Origin of the sequence: Agromyces ramosus (genome assembly GCF_004216665.1) — a bacterium.
Classification (GTDB): domain Bacteria; phylum Actinomycetota; class Actinomycetes; order Actinomycetales; family Microbacteriaceae; genus Agromyces; species Agromyces ramosus.
Genome location: NZ_SGWY01000001.1, coordinates 968125 through 992141 on the forward strand (window position 1 = coordinate 968125; position 24017 = coordinate 992141).

General features: G+C 71.3%; 22 protein-coding genes. 8 read left to right on the plus strand and 14 right to left on the minus strand.

What is annotated here, in order from left to right:
- Positions 1–176: 176 nt before the first annotated feature.
- Together EV187_RS04520 and EV187_RS04525 are read left to right on the plus strand one after the other, a co-directional pair.
- Positions 177–1046, plus strand: coding sequence for an ABC transporter permease (locus EV187_RS04520; protein ID WP_130351788.1), 870 nt, complete (start codon positions 177–179; stop codon positions 1044–1046).
- Entirely contained in the window at positions 1030–1779 is a 750-nt protein-coding gene (locus EV187_RS04525) for an ABC transporter ATP-binding protein (protein WP_130351789.1), read from the plus strand. The genes EV187_RS04520 and EV187_RS04525 overlap by 17 nt, the downstream gene beginning before the upstream one ends.
- Here EV187_RS04525 and EV187_RS04530 read toward each other — a convergent pair.
- From EV187_RS04530 to EV187_RS04560, 7 genes are all read right to left on the minus strand, one after another.
- Complete coding sequence (locus tag EV187_RS04530; protein WP_130351790.1) at positions 1705–3807, minus strand: glycosyltransferase; 2103 nt, start codon at positions 3805–3807, stop codon at positions 1705–1707. The genes EV187_RS04525 and EV187_RS04530 overlap by 75 nt on opposite strands.
- Complete coding sequence (gene glf, locus EV187_RS04535; RefSeq protein ID WP_130351791.1) at positions 3804–4973, minus strand: UDP-galactopyranose mutase; 1170 nt, start codon at positions 4971–4973, stop codon at positions 3804–3806. Before glf ends, EV187_RS04530 begins: the two co-directional genes overlap by 4 nt.
- Positions 4970–5863 (minus strand): glycosyltransferase, encoded by an 894-nt coding sequence (locus EV187_RS04540; RefSeq protein ID WP_242609428.1) that lies wholly within the window; start codon positions 5861–5863, stop codon positions 4970–4972. Before EV187_RS04540 ends, glf begins: the two co-directional genes overlap by 4 nt.
- Complete coding sequence (locus EV187_RS04545) at positions 5850–6794, minus strand: glycosyltransferase family 2 protein (protein WP_278038826.1); 945 nt, start codon at positions 6792–6794, stop codon at positions 5850–5852. The genes EV187_RS04540 and EV187_RS04545 overlap by 14 nt, the downstream gene beginning before the upstream one ends.
- Before the next feature lie 255 nt (positions 6795–7049).
- Positions 7050–8276, minus strand: a complete 1227-nt coding sequence (locus tag EV187_RS04550; protein ID WP_130351793.1) for a class I SAM-dependent methyltransferase — start codon at positions 8274–8276, stop codon at positions 7050–7052.
- A gap of 153 nt (positions 8277–8429) precedes the next feature.
- Positions 8430–9473 carry an alpha/beta fold hydrolase gene (locus EV187_RS18650; protein ID WP_130351794.1) on the minus strand — a complete coding sequence of 348 codons (1044 nt, stop codon included), beginning with the start codon at positions 9471–9473 and terminating at the stop codon, positions 8430–8432.
- A gap of 33 nt (positions 9474–9506) precedes the next feature.
- Complete coding sequence (locus EV187_RS04560; protein WP_130351795.1) at positions 9507–9896, minus strand: hypothetical protein; 390 nt, start codon at positions 9894–9896, stop codon at positions 9507–9509.
- A 248-nt stretch (positions 9897–10144) separates the two neighbouring features.
- Between EV187_RS04560 and EV187_RS04565 the strand changes: the two genes are divergently transcribed.
- Both EV187_RS04565 and EV187_RS04570 read left to right on the plus strand, forming a co-directional pair.
- Complete coding sequence (locus EV187_RS04565) at positions 10145–10837, plus strand: YqaJ viral recombinase family protein (RefSeq protein WP_423190867.1); 693 nt, start codon at positions 10145–10147, stop codon at positions 10835–10837.
- Positions 10834–11628 carry an alpha/beta fold hydrolase gene (locus EV187_RS04570; RefSeq protein WP_130351796.1) on the plus strand — a complete coding sequence of 265 codons (795 nt, stop codon included), beginning with the start codon at positions 10834–10836 and terminating at the stop codon, positions 11626–11628. Before EV187_RS04565 ends, EV187_RS04570 begins: the two co-directional genes overlap by 4 nt.
- Before the next feature lie 45 nt (positions 11629–11673).
- On the opposite strand, the gene EV187_RS04575 is transcribed toward EV187_RS04570, so the two are convergent.
- Positions 11674–12360: a Pr6Pr family membrane protein gene (locus tag EV187_RS04575; protein WP_207221733.1), complete on the minus strand. Its 687-nt coding sequence runs from the start codon at positions 12358–12360 to the stop codon at positions 11674–11676.
- A gap of 93 nt (positions 12361–12453) precedes the next feature.
- Between EV187_RS04575 and EV187_RS04580 the strand changes: the two genes are divergently transcribed.
- Positions 12454–13428: an NADP-dependent oxidoreductase gene (locus EV187_RS04580; RefSeq protein WP_130351797.1), complete on the plus strand. Its 975-nt coding sequence runs from the start codon at positions 12454–12456 to the stop codon at positions 13426–13428.
- A gap of 129 nt (positions 13429–13557) precedes the next feature.
- Here the strand turns inward: EV187_RS04580 and EV187_RS04585 are convergent, their stop codons facing one another.
- Positions 13558–14517, minus strand: coding sequence for an ArsR/SmtB family transcription factor (locus EV187_RS04585; protein ID WP_130351798.1), 960 nt, complete (start codon positions 14515–14517; stop codon positions 13558–13560).
- Positions 14518–14573: 56 nt separating this feature from the next.
- Here EV187_RS04585 and EV187_RS04590 point away from each other — a divergent pair, with 56 nt between their 5' ends.
- Together EV187_RS04590 and EV187_RS04595 are read left to right on the plus strand one after the other, a co-directional pair.
- Positions 14574–16109, plus strand: a complete 1536-nt coding sequence (locus tag EV187_RS04590; RefSeq protein WP_242609430.1) for an MFS transporter — start codon at positions 14574–14576, stop codon at positions 16107–16109.
- A 25-nt stretch (positions 16110–16134) separates the two neighbouring features.
- Complete coding sequence (locus EV187_RS04595; RefSeq protein ID WP_130351799.1) at positions 16135–17529, plus strand: cryptochrome/photolyase family protein; 1395 nt, start codon at positions 16135–16137, stop codon at positions 17527–17529.
- Here EV187_RS04595 and EV187_RS04600 read toward each other — a convergent pair.
- The 5 genes from EV187_RS04600 to EV187_RS04620 form a co-directional block, all read right to left on the minus strand.
- On the minus strand, positions 17496–18392 hold the full coding sequence (locus EV187_RS04600; protein WP_130351800.1) for a bifunctional helix-turn-helix transcriptional regulator/GNAT family N-acetyltransferase: 897 nt from the start codon (positions 18390–18392) through the stop codon (positions 17496–17498). The two genes, EV187_RS04595 and EV187_RS04600, sit on opposite strands and share 34 nt — an antisense overlap.
- A gap of 39 nt (positions 18393–18431) precedes the next feature.
- Positions 18432–18983, minus strand: a complete 552-nt coding sequence (locus EV187_RS04605) for a GNAT family N-acetyltransferase (RefSeq protein WP_130351801.1) — start codon at positions 18981–18983, stop codon at positions 18432–18434.
- A gap of 179 nt (positions 18984–19162) precedes the next feature.
- Positions 19163–20836, minus strand: coding sequence for a malate synthase A (gene aceB / locus EV187_RS04610; protein WP_130352248.1), 1674 nt, complete (start codon positions 20834–20836; stop codon positions 19163–19165).
- A 53-nt stretch (positions 20837–20889) separates the two neighbouring features.
- Entirely contained in the window at positions 20890–22212 is a 1323-nt protein-coding gene (aceA, locus tag EV187_RS04615) for an isocitrate lyase (RefSeq protein WP_130351802.1), read from the minus strand.
- A gap of 240 nt (positions 22213–22452) precedes the next feature.
- Positions 22453–22728, minus strand: a complete 276-nt coding sequence (locus tag EV187_RS04620; protein WP_130351803.1) for a hypothetical protein — start codon at positions 22726–22728, stop codon at positions 22453–22455.
- A gap of 339 nt (positions 22729–23067) precedes the next feature.
- Between EV187_RS04620 and EV187_RS04625 the strand changes: the two genes are divergently transcribed.
- Positions 23068–23982 carry an aminoglycoside phosphotransferase family protein gene (locus tag EV187_RS04625; protein ID WP_207221734.1) on the plus strand — a complete coding sequence of 305 codons (915 nt, stop codon included), beginning with the start codon at positions 23068–23070 and terminating at the stop codon, positions 23980–23982.
- The last annotated feature ends 35 nt before the right edge of the window (positions 23983–24017 follow it).

Genomic DNA, 24017 nt, shown 5'->3' on the forward strand with positions numbered 1-24017 from the left:
GTTCAGGAGGACCTCTCCGGCCTTCTCTGGATGGCGGTTCGGGCATGCGATGCAGCGAGCAGCATAACACCCTGCTGAACTGGAGTTTTCCCAGGTTCGCGCGCCTGTGACCCGAACGAGGGACAGCCCCGGGGAACGCTCAGGTTCGGCGTTCGACCACACATAGAATCGTCAGGATGTCCGCGCCGTCCACCTTCGATCGCTCGGCGTTCAGCGTCCCCGGGACCGGTCGTGGAATCGTCGACGTCTTCGCCTATCGATACCTCCTCCGCCTGCTCGTGCGGAAGGGGACGCTGACCCGTTATCACGGCTCCGTCCTCGGCTGGGCGTGGTCCTACGTCAAGCCGGGCGCCCAGTTCCTCGTCTACTGGGTCGTGATGGGCGTCTTCCTCGGCCTGAACCATGGCATCGAGTCGTACCCGATCTACCTGTTCTCGGGTGTCGTCGTCGTGAACCTGTTCAACGAGGCGTTCGGCAATGCGACGAAGTCGATCGTGAACAACAAGGCGCTCGTCAAGAAGATCTATCTTCCTCGCGAGCTGTTCCCCATCGCTGACGTGTTCATCGCGTTCGTCCACTTCCTCCCCCAGCTCGTCATCCTCTTCGCCGCGTGCCTGGTGGTCGGCTGGGTGCCGACGGTCCTGCAGCTCGGCGGTGCCGTCGTGGCGATCTTCATCGTGCTGCTCGGCTCGACCGGGCTCGGCCTGCTGTTCGGCGCGATCAACGTGTCCTATCGCGACTCCCAGAACCTCGTCGAGCTCATCCGGATCTTCGCCACCTGGACCTCCCCCGTGCTGTACTCGTTCACGATGGTGCGCGACAGCCTGCCGGGATGGATGTACGACCTCTACATGGCGAATCCGCTCACCGCCGCCGTCGAGCTCTTCCATTCCGCCTTCTGGTACCCGACGACGAGCCAGACCATGGAGCGCCCCGAGGATCTCGGCATGTTCACGGTGCTCGCGCTCGCGATCACCGCCGTCACGATGCTGGTCGGCCAGCTCGTCTTCCGCAGACTCGAGGGACGTTTTGCCCAAGACCTCTGAGGCCGGCCAGCCCCGCATCGTGATCGAGGGGGTCCGCAAGACGTACCGCCTGCAGCACACCCAGTCCTTCAAGGAGACCTTCGTCGCCTGGATCCGCCGGAAGAAGATCTCGACGACGTTCGAGGCCCTCGACGACGTCGACATCGTCGTCGGCGAAGGCGAGGCTGTGGCGCTCCTCGGCTACAACGGCTCGGGCAAGTCGACGCTCCTCAAGCTGGTGTCGGGCGTTCTCCGACCGGATGCCGGCGCCGTGCTCACGCGCGGACGCGTCGCGGGCCTCATCGAGGTCGGCGCCGGTTTCCATCCCGATCTCAGCGGTCGGGAGAACGTCTACCTGAATGCCGCGATCCTCGGGATGAGCAAGTCCGAGATCGAGGCGCGCTTCGACGAGATCGTCGAGTTCTCCGAGATCGGCGAGTTCATCGACACCGAGGTGAAGCACTACTCCTCGGGCATGTTCGTCCGCCTCGCGTTCGCGGTCGCCATCCACACGGAGCTCGACGTCCTGCTCGTCGACGAGGTGCTGGCGGTGGGCGACGCGCCGTTCCGCGCCAAGTGCAAGGACAAGATCCGCGAGCTCGTCGCTCAGGACAAGACGCTGTTCATCGTGAGCCACGACCTGGGAATGGTGTCGGAGCTCTGCGATCGCGGCATCGTGCTACGACGAGGGCGGAAGATCTACGATGGCACCGCCGACGAGGCGATCGCGACCCTGAAGGCCTCGACGCGCTGACGTGATCGCCTCCTCGACCGGGGCGGTGGCCGTGGCCGTTCCACCGTCCAAGGTCGCCGCCCACGCGTCGAGCGACGTCAGGTCGGTGATCGCGTCGCGGTACTGCGACCGGAGTCGGCTCCAGCGACGCCGGTAGGCGAGGTTCAGCCGCGCCGAGTCCGCCAGCATCCGGCGGAACCGACGGGGCTCCCGCAGGTGCCACGTGGCCCCCGACCCGTCGGCGCGCGAGACCAGGACGCTGTCGTGCGTCGGCACGACGAACCATCGCGCATCCTGGAAGGCCAGGTGAACGGTCGGATGTGCGCTCCTCGTCGCCGGCACCGGCGCGAGCGAATGCCGGCTCACTTGGCGCGCGAGCCACACCCCGAGGCGGATCCCGCTCGGTCCCGCATCGACCTTCGACGGGTCCGAGGCATCGACGCGGCCGGACGGCACGCGGGCGAGCGCGGCCCGATCCCGGATCGGCTGCCATTCCCGGAAGCCCCGGCCGAGCTCGCGGACGCGAGGCAGCCGCGTCCGCAGGTCGTCGTGAAGGCCCTCCGGGCCGTCGAACACGCTCCGGATGGCCTCGTGCCGCAGCGCGACCGTGGCGTAGTCCATGGTGAGCAGGTGCTTGAGGTCGTCGGCGAGGTTGGCCCGCCAGAGTCGTCCTCCACCCCGCTCGGAGGAGTGCAGGAGGGCGGTGACCAGACGGTTCCGTGCATGGAAGAAGGCCTGCCAGTCGTGGGAGTCGTCCTTGTCCACCCACGAGACATGCCAGACGGCCGCTCCGGGGAGGCTCACGGTGGGCACGCCAGCCGCTCGCGCCCGGAGCGAGTACTCGGCGTCGTCCCACTTGATGAACGCCGGCAGCGATGCGCCGACCTCCCGCACGACCGACACCGGGATGAGGCACATCCACCAGCCGTTGTAGTCGACGTCGTAGCGGCGATGCAGCCAGGGCGTCTGACGGAGGTTGGCGTCGCCCAGGTCGTGCCGGCCGGGCGTGATCGGCCCCCACATGAAGTCGTGCGGTCGCACGACTTCGGCGAGTGCATGGAGCTTCGCCCGGTCGTACATGTCGAACATGTGGCCGCCGACGATGGTCGCCGTACGGGCGAAGTTCGCGAACTCGATCGCCCGACGGATGCCCTCGGGCTCGACCTCGGCGTCGTCGTCGAGCAGCAGGACGTACTCCGACCGCTGCGATCGCACGGCCTCGAGCATGCCCCGCGAGAATCCGCCGGACCCGCCGAGGTTGTCCTGCTGAATGACGCGCAGGCGACCTCCGAGCCGGTCGCGGGCGACGTCGAATCCCGGAGCATTTTCAACGGGCGTCGAGCCCTGGTCGACCACCCAGACGTCGTCGATGGCCTCCAGCGCCGCGGCATCGGATCCGATGCCCGACAGGAGTTCGACGCACATCGCCCCGCGGTCCATCGTGGTGATGGCGATCGAGGCAGTCCCCGTCGTGCGCGGGCTCGCACTCTCCGGAGCGAGCCAATCGGCGTCGACCATTGTGAGCCCCGGCGCTCCCGCCCTCAGGTCGAACCAGAGCCACCCGCCGTCCAGGAAGGCGGTGAGCGGCAGCTCGAACTCGCTCGTGGTGTCGCCCGCGACGTCGACCGACTCGACCACCTGGACGACGGCGCGCGCGTTCGAGCGCAGCACCGTGATCGATCCCGTGCCGCTGGTCCGCACGCGAAGCGTCACCGCCTCGAGCGAGGTCCATCGGCTCCAGTAGCTCGCGGGGAACGCGTTGAAGTAGGTCGCGAGCGACACAGTCGACGATGCGGGCACGTCGAGGCCACGCCGGCCGCGCAGCATCCCTCGGGCGTCGAGGTCCGTGAGCCGGACCGACCGGGTGTGCGACGACTCCGGCAGGCCCCGTCGCCGCGCGAGGTCGGCCGCCGCATCGGCCGATGCGGGCAGCGACGTCCAGGCCTGCGCGTCCAGGTACAGCGGGAGCACCCGGGGGTCGGGGTGCTCGGGGAACACGACGCGATGCACCACCCGGCGCGTCTCGCCGGGTCGGGTCTGCGGGGTCAACGTCGGACCCCCCCGAGCGATAGCGCTTCGGGAAGCCTGTTCTGCACCATCGACATCGCCGACGCGATCGCCATGTGCATGTCCAGGTACTGGTACGTGCCCAACCTGCCACCGAAGAAGACGTCGCGCTCCGATCGTGCGAGCTCGCGGTACCGGAGCAGCCGTTCTCGATCTGCCGCGGTGTTGACCGGGTAGTACGGTTCGTCGTCCCGCTGCGCGAAGCGGGAGTACTCGCGCATGATCACCGTGCGATCGGCGGGGTACGCACGCTCCGGGTGGAAGTGCCGGAACTCGTGGATCCGCGTGTACGGCACGTCGGGATCGGCGTAGTTCATGACGGAGGTGCCCTGGAAGTCACCGACCGGCAGCACCTCCCGCTCGAAATCGAGCGTCCGCCACGAGAGCGGACCCTCCACATCGTCGAAGTAGCGATCGAGTGGGCCGGTGTAGACGACGGGCAGCCGACCGACGGTCGCCGACTTGCTGAGGTCGTGGCCTTCGTCCAGGAAGTCAGTCGACAACCGGACCTCGATCCGGGGGTGGTCGGCCATCCGCTCGATCCAGGCGGTGTAGCCGTCCGTCGGCAGTCCCTCGAAGCGGTCGTTGAAGTACCGGTTGTCGTATGTGTACCGGACGGGGAGGCGCGTGATCACGTCCGCAGACAGCTCCCTCGGGTCGGTCTGCCACTGCTTCGCGGTGTAGTCCCTGATGAAGGCCTCGTACAGCGGCCGGCCAATGAGCGAGATCGCCTTCTGCTCGAGGTCGGCGGCGTCCTCCGAATTCAGCTCCGACGCCTGCTCGGCGATGAGCTGACGCGCCTGCTCGGGTCCGAGGGCGCTGCGAAAGAACTGGTTGATCGTTCCGAGGTTGATCGGCAGCGGGTAGACCTCGCCGCGATGCTTCGTGTAGACGTGGTGCACGTACGGCGTAAAGGTCGTGAACCGGTTCGCGTACTCCCACACCGCCCCGTTCGAGGTGTGGAACAGGTGGGCGCCGTAGCGGTGCACCTCTATGCCGGTCTCGGCATCGGGTTCGCTGAACGCGTTTCCTCCGATGTGGTCGCGACGGTCGATCACGACGACGTGGAGGCCGAGCTCGGCCATCCGCTCCGCCACCGTCATGCCGAAGAAGCCAGAGCCCACGATGAGCATGTCCGCCCTCGTCATGACGCCACCACCTCATCCCCCATGTTGCCGATCACGACGTTCTGCTCCTCCTCGAGGGTGACGCTGCGTACGAAGACGAGCCGGTAGAGGGGTCGCCGGATGACGGTGGGGACGAATCGGTAGAGTCCTCGCACCATCACGTTGCGTACGTGTTCGTATCCGGTCGTGAACCCGCCGCTGTGAAGCTCTCGCTGCAGCCGGACTTCGCTCGCGAAGAGCCGCCAGCCGCCGCGCCGGTTGTACGCGCCCGCATCCACTCGGTACATCACGAGCGGCTCGGCGAGGTTCGCGACACGAGCGCCGACCTGGATCATCCTGGCGAACAGCAAGTAGTCCTCCATGAGGGCGAGGTCGCGATAACCGCCGGCTCGCTGGACGGCGCTGCTCCGGTAGACGACGGTCGGATGGTTGAACGGGTCGCGCAGGCGAGCTGCCGCCGCGATCGACGCACGGCCGACCGGCGGCACCCGGGTTCCCAGAATCCGCCCCTCATGGTCGAACTCGTACATCCCGGTGCCGACCAGGTCGTAGCCGCTCTCGATCAGCGGCAGCTGGCGCTCGAACCGTTCCGGAAGAGCGACGTCGTCCGCGTCCATCCGGGCGATGACGTCGTGGCTCGCATGGGCGAGCCCCACCGTCAACGCGGTGGCGAGGCCGGCGTTGTGTTGGAGCACGACGTGGGTGACCGCCACGGGGGACGTGGCGATCGCGGCCGAGATCGCCGCTGCGAGGTCTTCCGCGATCGGGCCGTCCTGCACGAGGACCACCTCCGCGGGCATGCGGGTCTGACCCACGACGGCACTGGTGAAGGCATCCGCGAAGAACCGGGGAGAGTCTCCGTGGTAGACGGAGATGAGGAGGGTGAAGGGGATCGGATCAACGGAGAGCACGCGACCTCCGATCCGCAACAGCCGCCTCGAGGTTCGCGATTCCCGTGATGTCGATCCCGACGACGGCCAGAGCCTCCGCGTTCCCGCGAGGACGTCCACGGAACCCCTCTACGAGTCCACGGCCGAGGTTCGCGGTCAGCCGTCGCCGGTCGGCCGATCGCGCGAACGTCCGTGCCCATCTCCGCAGTGTCGACGCCGAGTACACCAGTCGCTCGTGCGGGGCGAGGGCGTGCGACTTCGCCAGCATCCAGATCTTGTTGCGGACCTCGAGGCGGAACCGAGGTCCCGGATCGACGTCGGTCGAGCCGAACACCGCGGTCTTGTGCACGACGAGGCTGCCGCGAGCAAGGTAGCCCCGTCCCGCCCGGAGGATCCGCGAGGTGTACTCGAAGTCGTCGTTCCACAGGAAGTAGTCCGCGATCGGGAGGCCCACTCTGCGCACGGCTTCCGCGGCGACGAGCACGGAGACGAATGAGGCGGAGCGCACCGGGTAACCGCCGAACGCCCTGGCCGCCGCGTGATCGCGACCCGGTGCGAAGGGTCGGACGCGCGGCATGTTCATCGGATGGTCCCGCCCGTCGGACCAGACGACCCTCGACGCGATGAGGTCGGCCTCGTCCGCCACAGCGCGCAGCGCGCGCAGGGACTCCTGGAGGGCCGTCGTCGTCGGAACCGTGTCGTCGTCCATGAGCCAGATGTGGTCGGCACCGGCGGCGACGGCCAGGCTCAGCCCGACGGCGAACCCGCCAGCGCCACCCGAGTTGGTTCCGAGCCGCACGAGCTCCACCGACGGGAAGTCCTGCGCCACCATGGAGTCGGTCCCGTCCGAGGATGCGTTGTCCACGACGATCACGCGGTCGGGGGCTCGGGTCTGGTTCAGCACTGCCGTCAGCGACTCGTGCAGGAGGTCTCGACGGTTGAAGGCGACGATGACGGCGACGACGACGGGGGTATGGGTGGGAGCAGGTGCAGCGGGGTCGGGACGCGTCGTAGCGTCCCGGTCCCCAACAGCTCGCCATTGACGCACCCGATCCCGAAGGTGATCGGGGCGCATCCACCTATTGTGAATGATGCGTTCATGTGAAATTCACCAGAACCAGAGGTATCCCGTGCCCCCAAAACGGGGCACAGGCGCTCTGCCGCTGCATCCGCGTCGCTCGTCACGCGCTTCGCGCGCCCGACTACCTCAGCCGATGCGGTAGAACCGCCAGAACGGGTTCTCGATGTCGAGCACGTCCACCCGGCCGAAACCCGCCGAGGCGGCCCAGCGGCGCAGGGTGGGCGGGCGCAGCACCGTGCCGTTGGCCACCGACGGGGATTCCGCGGTGGTCGCCGGCAGGCAGTGCAGCACGCTCATCGCGTAGAGCATGCGCTCGACCGGGTCGGCATCGGCGTGGAACTCGTCGGCGACCCGCTCGTCGGCCACGAGCAGCGCACCGCCCGGGCGCAGGAGTCCGCCGAAGGCGGCGAGCGCGTGGACCGGTCGGCCCATGTCGTGCAGCGCCTCGAAGACCGTCACGAGGTCGAATCCCCGTTCGGTGCCGATCGCGGCGGCGGCGGCGCGCACGGTCGCCGCGTCGCCGGCGTTGCCGACCAGGAATGCCACGCGGTCGGCGACGCCCGCGGCGGCGGCGTGCTCCCGCGCCTCCTCGATCGAGGCGACGTCGAGGTCGAGGCCGACGATGCGAGCGTCGGGGAACGCCTTCGCCAGCGCGATCGTCGACCAGCCGACGCCGCAGCCCGCATCGAGCACCGAACCGCCGGCGTCGAGCGCCGCGGCGCGGTCGGGCAGCGCGTCCACCCAGGCGCGCATCTCGTGGATGAAGCCGGGGCGGTTGAGCGCACCGAGGCCCTGGCGCAGCTCGGCGCCGTACTCGTCGAACGCGACGCCGCGGCCCTGGCGGAAGTCGGCGACGACCTCGGGGAACGCGAGCGCGATGCCCGCGAGCAGGCCGGCCACCGGAGCGGCGTGCGCCGGGTGGGTCTCGTCGACGAGCACGGGCGCGTGGTGGGGGGGCAGCGAGAACCGTCGCGCCTCGTCGTTCGGCTCCGCGTCGCCGGCGCCGAGAATGCCGGCGGACGCCTGCTGCTCGAGCCACTCCCTCGCGTATCGAGGTGCCGCGCCGGTGATCCGGGCGAGCGCGGAGGCGGTCATCGGGCCGTAGTCGCGGAGTGCGCGATACAGCCCGAAGCGGCGCCCGAGCTCGATGGTGAGCAGCGTCGTCGCGGAGCCGAGCATGCCGACGAGCTGCTCGGCGAACTCGCCGATCCGGGCGGCCTCCAGCTCCTCGGCGGAGGGGGCGACGGCGTCGATGCGCGTCTCGGCATCGGTGCGTGCGTCGGCATCGGTGGGTGTTTCGGTGCCGCTGCCGGTGCCGGTGCCGGTGCGTGTGTGGGTCAGGATGTCGGTCATGGTGGTTCCTCGCATCGTCCTTCCGCCGCACGGGCGTGCGGCATGGGAGCCAAGTCAACGCGGATGCCACGTCGAGGGCATCGCCCGATCCGGCCAACCCGCAGTGGCCGGAACCGGCCAGCCGCGGCATCCGGCCGACGGTGGCAACCTGGCCTAGATGACCTCGTTGCGCAGCGCCCACGCGGCCGCGGCGGTGCGCGAGGGGACGTCGAGCTTCGTGCGGATGTTCGCGATGTGCCGATGCACCGTGTGCGTGGACAGCACGAGCTGCGCCGCGATCTCGGCATCGGTGCGCCCGCGCGCGACGAGCCGCAGCACCTCCCGCTCCCGATCCGTCAGGCGGGCCTCGGCCGCCGGACGTGGGGCGGATGCCGCGTCGACGGGCACGCCGAGGAAGCCGAGCGTCTCGCGCACGACGGCGTCGGCGTCGCCTCGCCAGGGGAAGTGGTCGTCGCCCTCGAGCGCGACGAAGCGGGCGTTGCGGATGCGCCGCGCGACGTCCTTGCCGAGGGCGAACGGGATGGCCCGATCGTTGCGCCGGTGCAGCACGAGCGTGGGGGCGAGCACCTCGCCGAGGTGCCCGGTGGAGTCGAAGTCGTACACCGCGCGAAGCGACGCCAGCGCGACCTCGCGGGACGCCGATCGACGCTGGAACTCGACGAACTCGGCGCGCTCGTCGACGGTCGCGTCGGGGAGGAACAGGTCGGCCAGGACCCGTGAGCCGAGGCCCCAGTGCTGGTCGATGACCGACAGCATCGCGTCGCGGGCCGCGGGCGGAGCGAGGTCGACGCCGCGGGCATACGAGCCGTAGAGCACGAGCCGCTCGACGCGGTCGGGATGGCGGGCCGCGTACAACGACGCCACGCCGCCGCCCGACGACGCGCCGAAGAGGGAGATCCGTCCCGGCGCCGCCTCATCGACGAGCGCCTCGAGCGTCGCGAGCTCCTCGTCGAGCGTCCGGGCCGGGATGCCGCCGCGGTCGGAGACACCGGTGCCCGGGCGGTCGTACCGGATGACGGTGCGGTGGCGGGCGAGCGCGCTCGTGAAGCGCCGGAACCTCGCGTTGCGCCAGTCGAGCTCCAGGTGGCTCGACCACCAGCCGCCGATGACGAGCGGAGGCCCGTCGCCGACGGCCGCCCACGCGATGGACGCCCCGTCGTGCTCCGCGTAGCGGATGACCTGGTCCTCGGGCTCCACGCCCCCGAGTCTAGGAGGCGAGGGATGCTCGGACTACACCTCGAGCACGCGCGGAAGCTCGTGGCGGTGCTGCTCGAGCAACCGGCGGGCGCCGTCGAGCTCGGGCTCCCCGCGGTCGCCGAGGAGGATCGGGACGAACTCGCCGGGAAGCAGGAGCTCCTCGTGCGTGCCGTCGGGCGCGTCGACCGCGCGGAGCAGACCGGCATCGAGCTGCTCCGCCAGCCAGGCGCGGGCGTTCGACTCGGGGATGCCGGCGAGCACGGCGAACGTCGCCGCATCGACGGGCCCGGATTCGAACAGGAGGCGGTAGTAGCCGCGCGTGCGGCCGACGGCGATGGACGCACGTGCGCGTCGCTCGGTTTCCTCGCCGGCGTGCACCGCTCGGGTGCCGGTGATCGATCGGGTGTCGGTGATGGTGGACATGGTCCCTCCCTCGGGTCGTGCCGTCCGGTCGGACGGGTCGATCCTTCGATTCCACGTCCGACGCGACCTCCGGGGCATCGCGCGTTCCGGCCATTCCGGCGTGGCCCGTTCGGGCCATTCCCGCGTCCCCGACGAGCCGGCGCCCACCCGCGGCCGCCCGGCTCGAGGGGTGGAGACGCCCGCATCGGCGGGGCGGAAACGCCCGCGCCTCCCGGGCCGACAGGGGCGGGCCGCGGTACGCTCGGGAGGTGCCCGATACGCCCTTCGCCCTCTTCGATCTCGAGGGCGCGGCGACGGCGGTCAGCGTCCCCCCGCCGCCGGTGCGGTATGCGCACGAGCTGCGCATCGTGGCCGATGCCAGCGACCGCGTGGCATGGCTGCGGGCCCGCTCGCAGGGCATCACCGCCACGGATGCCGCGAAGCTCTCATCCCGCACGGCGGTGCGCTCCGCGGCCTGGGAGAAGCTGAACGGCACGCGCGGCCGATTCGGCGGCAGCCGGTTCACCGATCACGGACGCGCCCGCGAGCCCGTGATCGCCGAGTGGGTGCGCCGCACGCACGGCATCGAGCCTTCGTCGCTCCTCTTCCACGCGGCATCCGATCGACGGCACCTCGCGACGCCCGACGGCATCCGGGTCGCGGCCGACGGAACCCCCGAGCTCTGCGAGATCAAGACGACCTCGCGTCCGTGGCGCGGCATCCCGCGCGGGTACCTGCGCCAGGTGTGGTGGCAGCAGTACGTGCTGGGGGCCGAGCGCACGCTCGTCGTGTGGGAGCAGCACGACGAGTTCGTGCCGGTCGCCGAGGAACCGCGCTGCCTCTGGGTCTCTCGCGACGACGACCAGATCGCGATCCTCGTCCGCCTCGCCGAGGAGCTGCTGCTGGCCCTGCGCCCCGACGACCCGGCGCGGGCGGTCTACCGTCCGGGTGCGCTCGCGTGACGACGGTCCTGCTGCACGGGCTCGGCGCCGACCGGCGGCAGCCCCTCGGCATCTTCGAGCCCGTCGTGCAGGCGGTGTCCGGCCCCGACGAGCTCATCGTCGCGCCCGACGTGCGCGCGCACGGCGGCTTTCTGGCCGTCGGCGGCCCGTCCGACTTCGAGCTCGACCGCCTCGCGGCCGAGGTGTGCGAGCGCGTCCCCGCAGCACTCGCCGAGGCGGGCCACGTGGGACTCGAGGCATCCGAGCCGGTGACCGTCATCGGCATCTCGATGGGGGCCGCCCTCGCGCTCCGCATCGCACTCGACGGGCTGCTGCCCGTGCGACGCGCCGTCTTCGTGCGGCCCGCGTTCGACGACCGCTTCCTCCCCGACAACCTGCGCCCGTTCCCCGTGATCGGCCAGATCCTCGCCGACGCCGGGCCCGCGGGCGCCGCCGAGTTCCAGGAGCGCGCCGTCTTCCAGCAGGTCGCCGCGGCATCGCCGGCCGGCGGTCGGGCACTGCTCGCGCAGTTCCAGGCTCCGGATGCCGCGCGCCGGGCGATGCGCCTCGTCGAGATCCCGCGCAATCGCGCGTTCGCCGACGACGCCGAGTTGGCCGAGCTCGATGCCCGGGGCATCCGCTCGCTCGTCGTGGCCGCGCCCCGCGACCCCGTGCACCCGTTCCCGATCTCCGAGCGATGGGCCGGCGGCCTGCACGCGATGCTCGAGCTCCTGCCCGCGCGCGACGACGGGCAGGCGGCGCAGACCGCGGTGCTGCGAGAGCGCGTGGCGCGCTGGTTGCAGAAGGAGTAGGCCGCGGCGGTCGACGTCGGAGACGTCGCCGGCGTCGCGCGCGGTTCACGCCGCGATGGCGCCCTCGCGTTCGTCGGACGGCGCGGCAGGCGCCTCGTCCTCGGGCTCGTGGGGCCACGGCGTGCGGCTGAGCGCGATGATGCCCGCGCCGACGAGCAGGATGAACGCGGCGATCGCGATCACGTAGACGGCGACCCCGCCGTAGCCCGCCGGCTGGGCGGGGTTGAGGAACGGGTAGGGGTACCAGCCGACGAGCGCGCCGCGGATCATCGAGTAGACCGCCCAGGCGATCGGGAAGATCGCGATGGTCCAGAGGCGGCGCCACTCGACGTGTCGTCGGCCCGGCGCCAGCACCCAGTCCGCGACGAGGTACAGCGGCGCCCAGACATGCAGGATCTCGTTCGACCACGGCACGGTGGTGGCCTGGTCGAGGGAGATCTCCCGGAGCAGCAGGTTGTAGACCACGAACGTCGTCGCCATGTACGTCACGACGCACGCCCGCACCAGGTTGTACCAGGAGGGGTCGCCCCGGCGGGTGAAGGAGAACCACGCGCCCATGAGCAGCACGATCGCCGACACGGCGTTCGAGAGGATCGTGAAGAAGCTGAAGAAGTTCACCACGAACGGGAGGCGATCGGGCACCATCGACCAGCTCTGGGCGAACTGGCCCACGATCGCGACGATGATCGCCACTGCTGCGAGCACCCGCAGCACCCCGAACAGCTGCCTCACCGGAATTCCCCGTCCCCGCCGCATCCGTCAGCTCTGCGACGCACTGTGTGCAGCATAGTTGTGCGTGGGGACGCAGACGGGGAGGAAGTGCCGATGACCGGGACGATGCAGGCGCTCGTGATCGACCGCACCGGGGACGCCGACGAGCTGCACCTCGCCGAGGTGCCGCGCCCGATGCGGGTCAGCGACGAGGTGGTCGTGCGGGTCGTCGCGGCCGGGGTGAATCCCATCGACGCGAAGACGCGTGCGGGCCGCGGCGTCTCGGCCGCGATCCCGTCGTATCCGGCGGTGCTCGGCAACGACTTCTCCGGGGTCGTCGAGGCGGTGCCCTATGCGGCGCACCCGTTGCAGCCCGGCGACCGCGTGTACGGCATGGGACGCGTGCCCCGCCTCGGCGGCAGCTACGCCGAGTTCCTCTCGGTCTCGTCGATGAGCGTCGCGCCGATGCCCGCCTCGCTCGGCTTCGTCGATGCGGCGGGCGTGCCGCTCGCCGCGCTCACCGCGTGGGGCGCCGTGATCGACACCGCGCGTGCACACGAGGGTCAGCGGATGCTGGTGCACGCGGCATCCGGCGGGGTGGGTCACTTCGCCGTGCAGCTCGCCGCGTACTTCGGGGCGGAGGTCACCGCGACCTGCTCCACCCGGAACGTGGACTTCGTGCGCTCGCTCGGCGCCCGGCACGTCGTCGACTACACGGCCGAGCGGTTCGAGGATGTCGTCGCCGACCAGGACGTCGTGATCGACCTCGTCGGCAACGCGGCCGACGACACCGGCACGCGGTCGCTCGGGGTGCTGCGACCGCACGGGCTGATCGTGAACGTGCCCACCGGGTCGTGGCCGAGCTTGGCCGATGACGCGGCGGTCCGCGGCATCCGCGCGACGGGGTATTCGGTCTCACCCGATGCCCGCACCCTCTCGGTGATCACGCGGCTCATCGACGACGGTTCGGTGCGCGTGCACGTGGAGCGCGAGCTGCCGCTCGCGGAGGGCGCGGTCGCGCATCGCCTGATCGAGGACGGGCACGTGCGCGGCAAGGTCGTGCTGCGGGTCGCGGCGGATCCGGAGTAGGTCGGGTTCGCGGGTCGGGTCGGCGGTCGGGGCGGGTCGGGTCGGCGGTCGGGGCGGGTCGGCGGTCGGGCGGGTCGGGTCGGCGCTCGGGGCGGGTCGGCGGTCGGGCGTCCCCGCCCCGCCGCGCGCTCAGCCCGCGCGCGTCTCGAGCAGCGCCGTGCCGAGCTCGCTGCGCAGGTAGAGCACGCTGCGGCCGTATCGCGTGCTCACGAGGAGCCCCGCGTCGCGGAGCACGCGCAGGTGCTGGTTCACGGCCGAGGCCGTGACGCCGAGGCGCACCCCGAGTTCCGTCGACGATGCCGGATCGCCGAGCGCGGCGAGCAGGCTCGCCCGGGTCTCGCCGAGCACGGCCGCGACGGCCGCGGGGTTCGCGACCCGTTCCGCCTCCCACAGGGCGCCCTGGCCCCGGGCGGAGTACATGATCATCGGCGGGCCGTCGCCGACGGGTGCAGATGCGCGCCGCGTGAACATCGTCGGCACGAACGTGAGCCCGTTGCCGTCGATCGCCTGGGTGCGGTCGTTGGGGTCGGCGAGCCGCACCGACACCACGCCGTGGTCGTACTCGATGCGCGACGAGAGCCCGTTGAGCATCGTCGCCACCCCCGACTGGGCGATCTGCCGACCGCGGTAGACCACGTCCGCCTCGAGCACCGCGCGCATCCGCGGCCAGTACGGCTCGAAGCACGTGTCCCAGAGCTGCTGCAGCGCGCGGATGACCCTCCGCATGGCGGCGCTCGCGGACCCCGCGAACACCTCGGGCACCGCCCCGTGCACGGCCACGAGGTCCCCACGGAACACGTCGGCCGGGATTGCGGCGAGCGCCTCGAGCTCGTCGTCGAGCCGGGTCAACGGCGACGTCGGTCGCGGGTTCAGGAAGTCCGGGGTCCACATCCGCTCGTCGATGAGGGCCATGAGGGTGGGCATGTCGAGGCGGGTGCGAGCCTCCTCGGTGCGCCGCAGCCAGCCGAGCTGGAGCGGGAACCGCGCGGGCTCCTTGATGGCGCGCAGGGAGAGGCCGAGCTCGCACAGCGGCGAGATGCCGAAGCGCACGCTGCCCACGTCGTCCTCGGTCAGCAGGTACCTCAACATGAAGCACTACGCTACATCGATTTCGCCGCCGATCCCGGTCTGGGAGAACTGGATCCGTGAGCCCCGCCCCCACCGCCCCAGCATCCCCCTCACCCGACACCGACGCCGTCCCCGTCATCGAACCCGAGCTCGCGGCGGCCGCCTCCGCGGTCGACGAGGCTGAGGACGCCGAGCAGGTCGGGCGCGCGCCCGGGAGCGGGCCCGGGACGATCGCCGCCGACTCCCGCCCGGGCCTCCTGCGTCGGCTCGTGGCATCCGTCGCCGATCCGGTGCTGCGGATCCTCGTCATCGCGACGCTCGTCAGCCGGGTGGGGCGCGGCATCTTCCTCACGGTCACGGTGCTGTACTTCACGCTCATCGTGGGACTCGCCCCGCACGAGGTCGCGATCGTGCTCGGCGCGGCGAGCGCGGCGGGCGTGCTCTCGTCGCTCGCCGGCGGTTGGCTCGCCGACCGCGTGAGCGCCCGGCGCCTGCTCGTGGTGCTCTCGGTGATCGACGGCGTCGGCCTCGTCTGCTACGTGTTCGCCCACGACTTCGTGAGCGCACTCGTGATCGCCATGATCGTCGGAGCCGTCGAGCAGGCGGCGAACTCGACGCGCATGGCGATCATCGCCCGCGCGTTCGACGGCGACCAGCGGGTGCACGCCCGGGCGGTGCTGCGCACGGTGACGAACGTCGCGATCGCGGTCGGCTCGGGCATCGGCGCACTCGCGCTGCTCGCGGGCACGGCCGAGGCGTACCGCTGGATCATCGTGGGCGCGGGCGTGATGTACCTGGCCGGTGTGACGCAGCTCGTGAAGCTGCCCCATCGGGTCGATGCGCCGACGCGCCCGGCCTCGGATGCCTCGGTCGTCACGACCGCGACCGGGTCGACGGATGTCCGGGCACCCGCTCGGGCACGCCGCCTCGCCCGACGCGCCCACTCCCCCTGGCGCGACCCGCGCTACCTCGCGCTCACGGCCCTCAGCGCCGTCTTCGGCATGCAGTTCGGCGTCGGCGAGGTGGGCGTGCCGCTCTGGATCGCGAACGACACGAACGCGCCCGAGGTGCTCGTGGCCGTGGTGCTCATCCTCAACACGGTGATCGTGGTGCTCTTCCAGGTGCCACTGTCCCGCGGCACCCACGACCTGCGCCGTGCCGGACGCGTCTCGGCGATCGCCGCGTGGCTCATGGCGGCCGCCTGCCTCATCTACGCCGCCGCCTCCGGACTGCCCTCGGGATTCGCGATCGCCGTGATCGTCGCCGCCGCCGTCGCGCACGCGTTCGCCGAGGTGCTCTCGCAGGCCGGCGGCTGGGGACTCAGCTTCGAGCTCGCCGACCCCGTGCGGGCGGGCACCTACCAGGGCGTGTTCTCGATGGGCTACTCGCTCGGTGCCATGGTGGCGCCGCTGTTCGTGACGTCGACGGCGCTCACCCTCGGGCTCGCCGGTTGGGCGGTCCTCGCCGCCGTGTTCCTCGCCTCGGGCCTCGGCACGTGGGCGATCGCCGTGGTCTCGGCACGAGCGGCGGCGCGAGCGGCGGCACGAGCAGTGACGACGGCCGGGCGGCAGGCCGAAGGCGACGCCGAGCGGGCGCAACCCTCCTCCGCGTGACGGCGGCGTCGGCTAGGGTCGCCGCATGAACAGCGACGCACCGTCGATCGTCTGGTTCCGCGACGACCTCCGGGTCGCCGACCACCCGGCCCTGCATGCGGCGGTCGAGCGCGGGGCGCCGGTCGTGTGCGTCTACGTGCTCGACGAGGAGTCGCCGGGCATCCGCCCGCTCGGCGGCGCCGCGCGGTGGTGGCTGCACGGCTCGCTCACGGCCCTCGGCGACGCGCTCGGCGCACTCGGCGGGCGGCTCGTGCTTCGCCGCGGACCGGCAGACCGGGTCATCCGCTCGCTCGTCGACGAGACGGGCGCCGGGGCGGTGTTCTGGAACCGGCGCTACGGCGGCCCCGAGCGCGAGCTCGACGCCGGCCTGAAGCAGGCGCTGCACGACGACGGGCTCATCGTGCACAGCTTCGCGGCCGACCTGCTGTTCGAGCCGTGGACCATCCGCACCGGCCAGGGCACGCCGTTCTCGGTGTTCACCCCGTTCTGGCGGGCGTGCCGCTCGGCGCCCGAGCCGCGGCATCCGCTGCCCGCGCCCCACGCGATCGACTCGGCGGATGCCGCGACCGACGACCTCGGCGACTGGGAGCTGCTGCCCACCCGCCCCGACTGGGCGGGCGGGCTGCGCGAGGCGTGGACGCCCGGGTCGGATGCCGCCCACGAGCGCCTGCGGGAGTTCCTCGACGACGACCTCTCCGCGTACGCGAAGGGCCGGGACGAGCCGGCGAAGGAGGTCACGTCGCGCCTCTCGCCGCACCTGCGCTGGGGCGAGCTCAGCCCCTACGAGGTGTGGCACGCGGTGCGCGAGCGCCGGTCGGGCGGCGAGGGTGCTGCGCGCTTCCTCACCGAGCTCGGCTGGCGGGAGTTCGCGTGGCACGTGCTGTTCCATGCGCCCGACCTCGCGACCAGGAACTGGCGCGCGGAGTTCGACGCGTTCCCCTGGCCGCGCCTGCACCCGTCCGCGTTGCGCGCCTGGGAGGTGGGTCGCACGGGCGTGCCGCTGGTCGACGCGGGCATGCGCGAGCTGTGGGCCACCGGTGCGATGCACAACCGGATCCGCTTGGTCACCGCGTCGTTCCTCACGAAGAACCTGCTCATCGACTGGCGCCGCGGCGAGCAGTGGTTCTGGGACACGCTCGTCGACGCCGATGCCGCCTCCAACCCCTTCAACTGGCAGTGGGTGGCCGGCTCGGGAGCCGACGCCGCGCCGTACTTCCGGGTGTTCAACCCCGAGCTGCAGGCGACGAAGTTCGACGCCCACGGCGAGTACGTGCGCCGCTGGGTGCCCGAGGTCGGCACCGACGACTACCCCGAGCCGATCGTCGACCTCAAGGCCACCCGCGACGCAGCGCTCGCCGCCTACGAGCACGTGAAGGCGGCGCGCAATCAGAGCGGCTTCTCGAACCAGTGGTCGGCGTAGACCTCGTCGTTGAACGGCTCGACCTCGACGTACCCCGCCGCCCGGTACATCGCGATCGCCTCGGTGAGGCTCGCGTTCGTCTCGAGGGTCACGGATGCCGCGCCGTGATCGCGTGCGGCCTGCTCGAGCGCCACGAGGATGCGCCGCCCGACGCCCATGCCCCGCACCGCGTCGTCGACCCACATGCGCTTGACGTAGGCGGGAGCTTCGTCGTGGAACAGCACCGCGCCGCATCCGATCGCCCGGCCGTGGAGCCGCGCGAGCACGAACCCGCCGCTCGGCTCCCGGAACTCGTGCGTGTCGGGGTGCAGGCTGCGCCCGGGGTCGAAGCCGCCCGGGAATCGACGGGCGAGCTCCGCGTAGTACGCCGCGAGGCAGGCCTGCGCGTCGTCGGATGCCGGGTCGGCGGACTCGACCTCGACCAGGCCGGCGTCGAGGAGCCGCGTGACGGTGGCCATCGCCTCCACGAGCCGCGCCTGCTGCCCCGGGCTGAGCGGCGTGAGCAGCGAGCCGGCGAGCTCGTCGCTGCGGCGGCCGAGCTCCGCGCGCTCGGCGCGGCCGCGCTCGGTCGTGCGCACCGTCCGCACCCGGGAGTCGGCGGCGGCGCCCTCCACCGTCACGAGTCCCTCGCGCTCGAGCGACCGCAGGAGCCGGGAGAGGTAGCCCGAGTCGAGGCCGAGCCGCTCGCGGATGACGCGGACATCGACGCCCGAGCCGTCGACCTCCCAGAGCACCCGCGAGGCACCGAGCGACCGGTCGCTGCCGAGGTAGTGGTCCTGCAGCGCCCCGACGCGCGTGGTGACCGCACGGTTGAACGCGCGCACGGCGTCGATCGCGTCGCGATGGAGTGGAATGGCGGACATATTGCTGACCTTAGTCAGCGATCTGCCGGAGGGCAAGGCTCAGACCAGCGGATGCTCCAGCACCCAGTCCTCCTCGAGCCGCCCGCCGAGGCGGAACCGCTTGCGCCCCACCTTCGCGAAGCCGTGCTTCTCGTAGAACCGGATCGCCCGCGCGTTCTCCTCGTTGACGCCGAGCCAGGCCGTCGCCGCACCGGCCGACGCCGCCGCGTCGATCGTCGCCGCCATGAGCGGTCCTGCCACCACGCCCGAGCCGTGGGCGAGCACGCGGGTGTAGAACTTGCTGAGCTCGATCGCGGGTCGCGCCGACACGGCGGCGGCGGCATCCGCATCACCGGGCTCGCCCCGCGTGCGACCGACGAGCATGGAGTACCCGACCATCCGACCGTCGGGCTCCTCGGCCACGAGCAGCACGCGATCCGCGTCCTCGAGGTGGGCGGAGAGGCGTTCGACCGTGAAGTGCTCCGCGATGAACGCGGCGATCGCCTCGGGAGTCGTCGACGGCGGGCAGGCGAGCGGGAACGTCTCCGCGGCGAGCTCGGCGAGCGCCGCGGCATCCGCCCGCTCGGCGACGCGGATCGAGATGTCGGACATGGACAAGGATTCTCGCAGACCGTTGCAGACGCGTACGTACCGCCGCAGGCGCCGTCGCAGTCGGGCAGGCACCGTCGCAGGCGCGGTCGAGCGGGCCCGCCATGGTCGTTGCATCTCCGGGGTCTCCGGATTCGACCTGGACGGACCCGCTCGAGTCGGCGGAGCCTCGGCTCAGCGGCTCACATGAAACGGGCGTACGCCCCGACGGTCAGGAACGTCGGGAACTCCGGCTCGAGTGCGACGCTGCGGAACACCGAGATGGCATCGTCGAAGCGGTCCCCCTCGAAGCGCGGCAGCTCGGCGACGGCCGCCGCCATGATGCGCACGATCGACGTCTGGTCGATCCGGGTGCCCTCGGCGGTGACAGTGTTGTCGTGCAGCCACTGCCACACCTGCGAGCGCGAGATCTCGGCGGTCGCGGCGTCCTCCATGAGGTTGTCGATCGCGGCCGCGCCAGTGCCGCGCAGCCACGACTCGATGTAGCGGATCGCGATCGCGATGTTGTCGTGCACGCCGGCCTCGGTGACCTCGCCGCCGATCGACGGGATGTCGAGCAGCTGCGCCGCCGTCACGGCGACGTCGTCGCGCAGGCGGTCGACCTGGTTCGGCCGGTCGCCCAGCACGGCGTCGAACTCGGCGCGCGCGGTGGGGATGAGGTCGGGGTGCGCCACCCACGTGCCGTCGAAGCCGTCGGATGCCTCGCGGCGCTTGTCGGCGGCCACGGCCTCGAGCGCACGCTCGGTGACCTCGGCGTCGCGGCGGTTCGGGATGAACGCGCTCATGCCGCCGATCGCGTGCGCGCCGCGCTTGTGGCAGGTCGCGACGAGCAGCTCGGTGTAGGCCCGCATGAACGGCACGGTCATCGTGATCGACTTCCGGTCGGGCATCACCCAGCGGCGTCCGCGCGAACGGAAGGTCTTCACGATCGAGAAGATGTAGTCCCAGCGGCCGGCATTGAGGCCCGAGCAGTGGTCGCGCAGCTCGTAGAGGATCTCGTCCATCTGGAACGCCGCCTGGATCGTCTCGATGAGCACGGTCGCGCGAACGGTGCCCTGCGGGATGCCGAGCGCGGCCTGGGCGAAGACGAAGATGTCGTTCCACAGCTTCGCCTCACGGTGCGACTCGAGCTTGGGCAGGTAGAAGTACGGCCCGCGGCCCGCCGCGATCAGCGCCTGCGCGTTGTGGAAGAAGTAGAGCCCGAAGTCCACCAACGAACCCGAGGCGTGCATCGCACGTCCGGCGCGGTCGTGGAACTTCAGGTGCTTCTCCACCAGTTGCCAGCCGCGCGGACGCATCACGATGGTCGGCGTCTCGGCTGCGGTGACCCGGTACTCCCTGCCCTCGGGGCTCGTGTACTCGAGCGCGCCGCGCAGGAAGTCGCGGAGCGTCAGCTGCCCCTCGATCACGTTCGCCCAGGTGGGGCTCGTGGCGTCCTCCTGATCGGCGAGCCAGACCTTGGCGCCGGAGTTCAGCGCGTTGATCGCCATCTTCCGATCGGTCGGGCCGGTGATCTCGACGCGGCGATCCTCCAGGCCCGGTGCCGTGCCGGTGACGCGCCACGACGGGTCGTTGCGGATCCACTCGGTCTCGGGCAGGAACCGCGGGTCGCGGCCGTTCGCCGCGTCGACCCGGGTCTGCAGGCGCACCGCGAGCAGCTCGTGCCGCGTGTGCGCGAAGCGGTCGTGCAGCTCGGCGAGGAACGCCAGCGCCTCGGGCGTGAGGATCTCGTCGTAGCGCGGTCCGAGCGAGGCGGTCACCTCGATCCGCGGCTCGAAGGTCTGGAAGCCGCCGGTGGCGGGCGTGGTCCCGATGCGAGGGGCGGATGCCGCGGCATCCGTTCGCTCGAGGGTCATGGTGGGCGTGGTGTTCATGGTCTTCTCCTCGGAGTTCGATACCCGTGAACGGGTCAGTGGTTGAACTGTTCTTCCTCGGTCGATCCGACGAGGGCGAGGGTTGCGCTGTTGGGGTTCAGCGCGGTCGCGATCTGGTCGAAGTACCCGGTGCCGACCTCGCGCTGGTGGCGCGTGGCGGTGTACCCGGATGCCTCCGAGGCGAATTCCGCCTCCTGGAGTTCGACGTAGGCGCTCATGTGCCGCTCGCTGTAGTCCTTGGCGAGCGTGAACATGGAGTGGTTGAGGGCGTGGAAGCCCGCGAGGGTGATGAACTGGAACGCGTAGCCCATCGAGGCGAGCTCCCGCTGGAACTTCGCGATCTGGTCGTCGTCGAGGTGGCGCTTCCAGTTGAACGAGGGCGAGCAGTTGTAGCTCAGGCGCTTGCCCGGGAACTTCGCGTGCACGGCCTCGGCGAAGCGCCGCGCGAGGTCGAGGTCGGGCTCGGCGGACTCCACCCAGAGCAGGTCGGCGTACTCGGCGTAGGCGAGGCCGCGGGCGATGACCGGCTCGATGCCGTTCTGCACCTCGTAGAACCCCTCTGCGGTGCGCTCGCCCGTGACGAACGGTCGGTCGCGCTCGTCGTGGTCGCTCGTGAGCAGCGTCGCGGCGAGCGCGTCGGTGCGGGCGATGATGATCGACGGCACGCCGGCGACATCCGCCGCGAGTCGTGCCGCGTTGAGGGTGCGGATGTGCTGCGACGTCGGGATGAGCACCTTGCCGCCCATGTGGCCGCACTTCTTCTCGCTCGCGAGCTGGTCCTCCCAGTGCACGCCCGCCGCGCCGGCCTCGATCATCTGGCCCATCAGCTCGTACGCGTTGAGCGGCCCGCCGAATCCGGCCTCGGCGTCGGCGACGATCGGCGCCATCCAGTCGCGGTCGTCGATGCCCTGCTCGATCTGGCCGGCGCGCAGCAGTGCGTTGTTGATGCGGCGCACGACCGCCGGCACCGAGTTGGCCGGGTACAGCGACTGGTCGGGGTAGGTCTGGCCGCTGAGGTTCGCGTCGGCCGCGACCTGCCAGCCGCTGAGGTAGATCGCCTTCAGCCCGGCGCGCACCTGCTGCACCGCCTGGTTGCCCGTGAGCGCGCCGAGCGCGGCCGACCACTGCGGATCGTCCTGGGGCGCGAAGGCGGTGCCGGTGTTGCGCTGGATGTCCTCCCAGAGCTTCTCGGCGCCGCGCCGGGCGAGCGTGCGCTCCTCGCGGACCGGGCCGCGCAGGGCGACGACGTCCTCGGCGGTGTAGTCGCGCCGGACGCCGTCCCAGCGGGGGTTCGCGTCCCACTCGAGCTGCAGCTCGGCCGCGGTCTGGGTCTGGTCGCCGGGGCGGTTCGTGCTCATCGTGTTGCTCCTTCGGTGCAGCGGTGCGGATGCTTCGGTGTCGTCCTTCGTGCGTCTGACTCGACGCCGTCCGGGGTGTGTGCCTCCACTCTGCGGGCGCCGGGCACCCCGCCCCCCACGATTCAGGGGGTGAACTTCGGGCGTTCTTCTGCCACGCGGAAGAACCCCGCTCTGCGCGTCTCGAGGGGTGACGAGATGGCACTTCTCGTCGCCCTCGCCCGCAGATACCGACAGCAGTGGTCAGCTCGACGCAGCAGTCGCGCCCAGCCAGCCACGCTCGCGCAGGGCGCGTGTGGTGCGTGCGATCGACTCGGCGTGCGGCATCCGCTTCGTGACGCGGATGACCCACCACCCGTCGTCGATGAGGTCGTTGAACCGGGCGACGTCCGTCGTCCACTGGTCGACGTCGAAGAGATGCTGTTCCCACTCGTATGATCGCGGCGTACGCCCGGCAGCGATCGAGGACGGTGGCGACTCGCCTCGCGTCGACTCGGACGCCTCGGTACGGTGCCGCAAGCGACCGTGACCGCAGCCGACGCGGTGTCACGCCCGCCGCGAGGGCGTCCGCGGTGGTGAATGGCCCGTTCGACAGCTGCGCGGGGAGTGGCGAGGGAGGACGCATCCGTCGATCGTGCGTACTCGGGTCATCGAGCCGTCAGGTGACTCGCGAAATGTGTCGCCGGTGCATCACGGTCGCCCTGTCGAGGGCGGGTCGGGGGGGCGCGGCCACATCGACGTGACTCCAGCAGCCGGAACGAGGCGGAGCAAGCGACGACAAGCATCATGTCGTTGCGCGCGAGCAGACGCGAGTGACGACGCCGTGGCATCCGGGGGCACGGGCGCTACCGTGGTGCGATGACGCGCATGCACGACGACGAGGTGCACACGGATGCCGCGCTCGTCGCGGGCCTGGTCGCCGCGCAGTTCCCCGAGTGGGCGTCGCTGCGCGTCGAGCCCGTCGCCTCCACCGGCACCGACAACGCGATGTACCGGCTGGGCGACGACCTGTCGGTGCGGATGCCGCGCATCCACTGGGCGGTCGACCCGCTCCTGCGTGAATTCGAGTGGCTGCCGCGCATCGCGCCGGCGCTGCCGTTCGCGGCGCCCGTGCCCGCGGCGCTCGGGGTGCCGGGCGACGGGTTCCCGTGGCCGTGGACGGTGTGCCGCTGGATCGACGGCGTGCACCCCGTCGCCGGGGCGGTCGAGCACGCCGAGCGCCTGGCCGCCGACCTCGCCGGGTTCGTCGTCGCGATGCGCGGGCTCGACCGGGCGGGGGCGCCGACCACGGCCTGGCCCCGCCCGCTGCACGAGGAGGACGAGCTCGTGCGGGCCAACCTCGCCGCCCTCGAGGAGCCGCTGCGATCGATACGCGATGACGTCGTCGCCGTCTGGGAGGACGCACTGGCGGCGGCGCCCGCGACGGCGCGCACCTGGATCCACGGGGACCTCTCGCCCGGGAACCTCCTGCTGCGCGGAGGCGAGCTCGTCGGCGTGCTCGACTTCAGCGCGATGGGCCTCGGCGACCCCGCGAGCGATCTTCGCGTCGCCTGGAACCTGCTCCCGGCTCCCGCACGCGCCGTGTTCCGGCGCGGAGTCGGTGCCGACGACGCCACCTGGGCGCGCGCCCGCGGCTGGGTGCTGCTGCAGGCGTTGGCGCAACTCCCCTACTACGCCTCGCGCAATCCGCCGTTGGCCGACAACGCGCGGCACGTGATCGCCGAACTCGTCGCCGAACGCCACGACGGCATGGAGATGCCCCGTCCGCGGTAGGGTCCATTCGGGTCGCGGACGGGGCATCGGCCTGG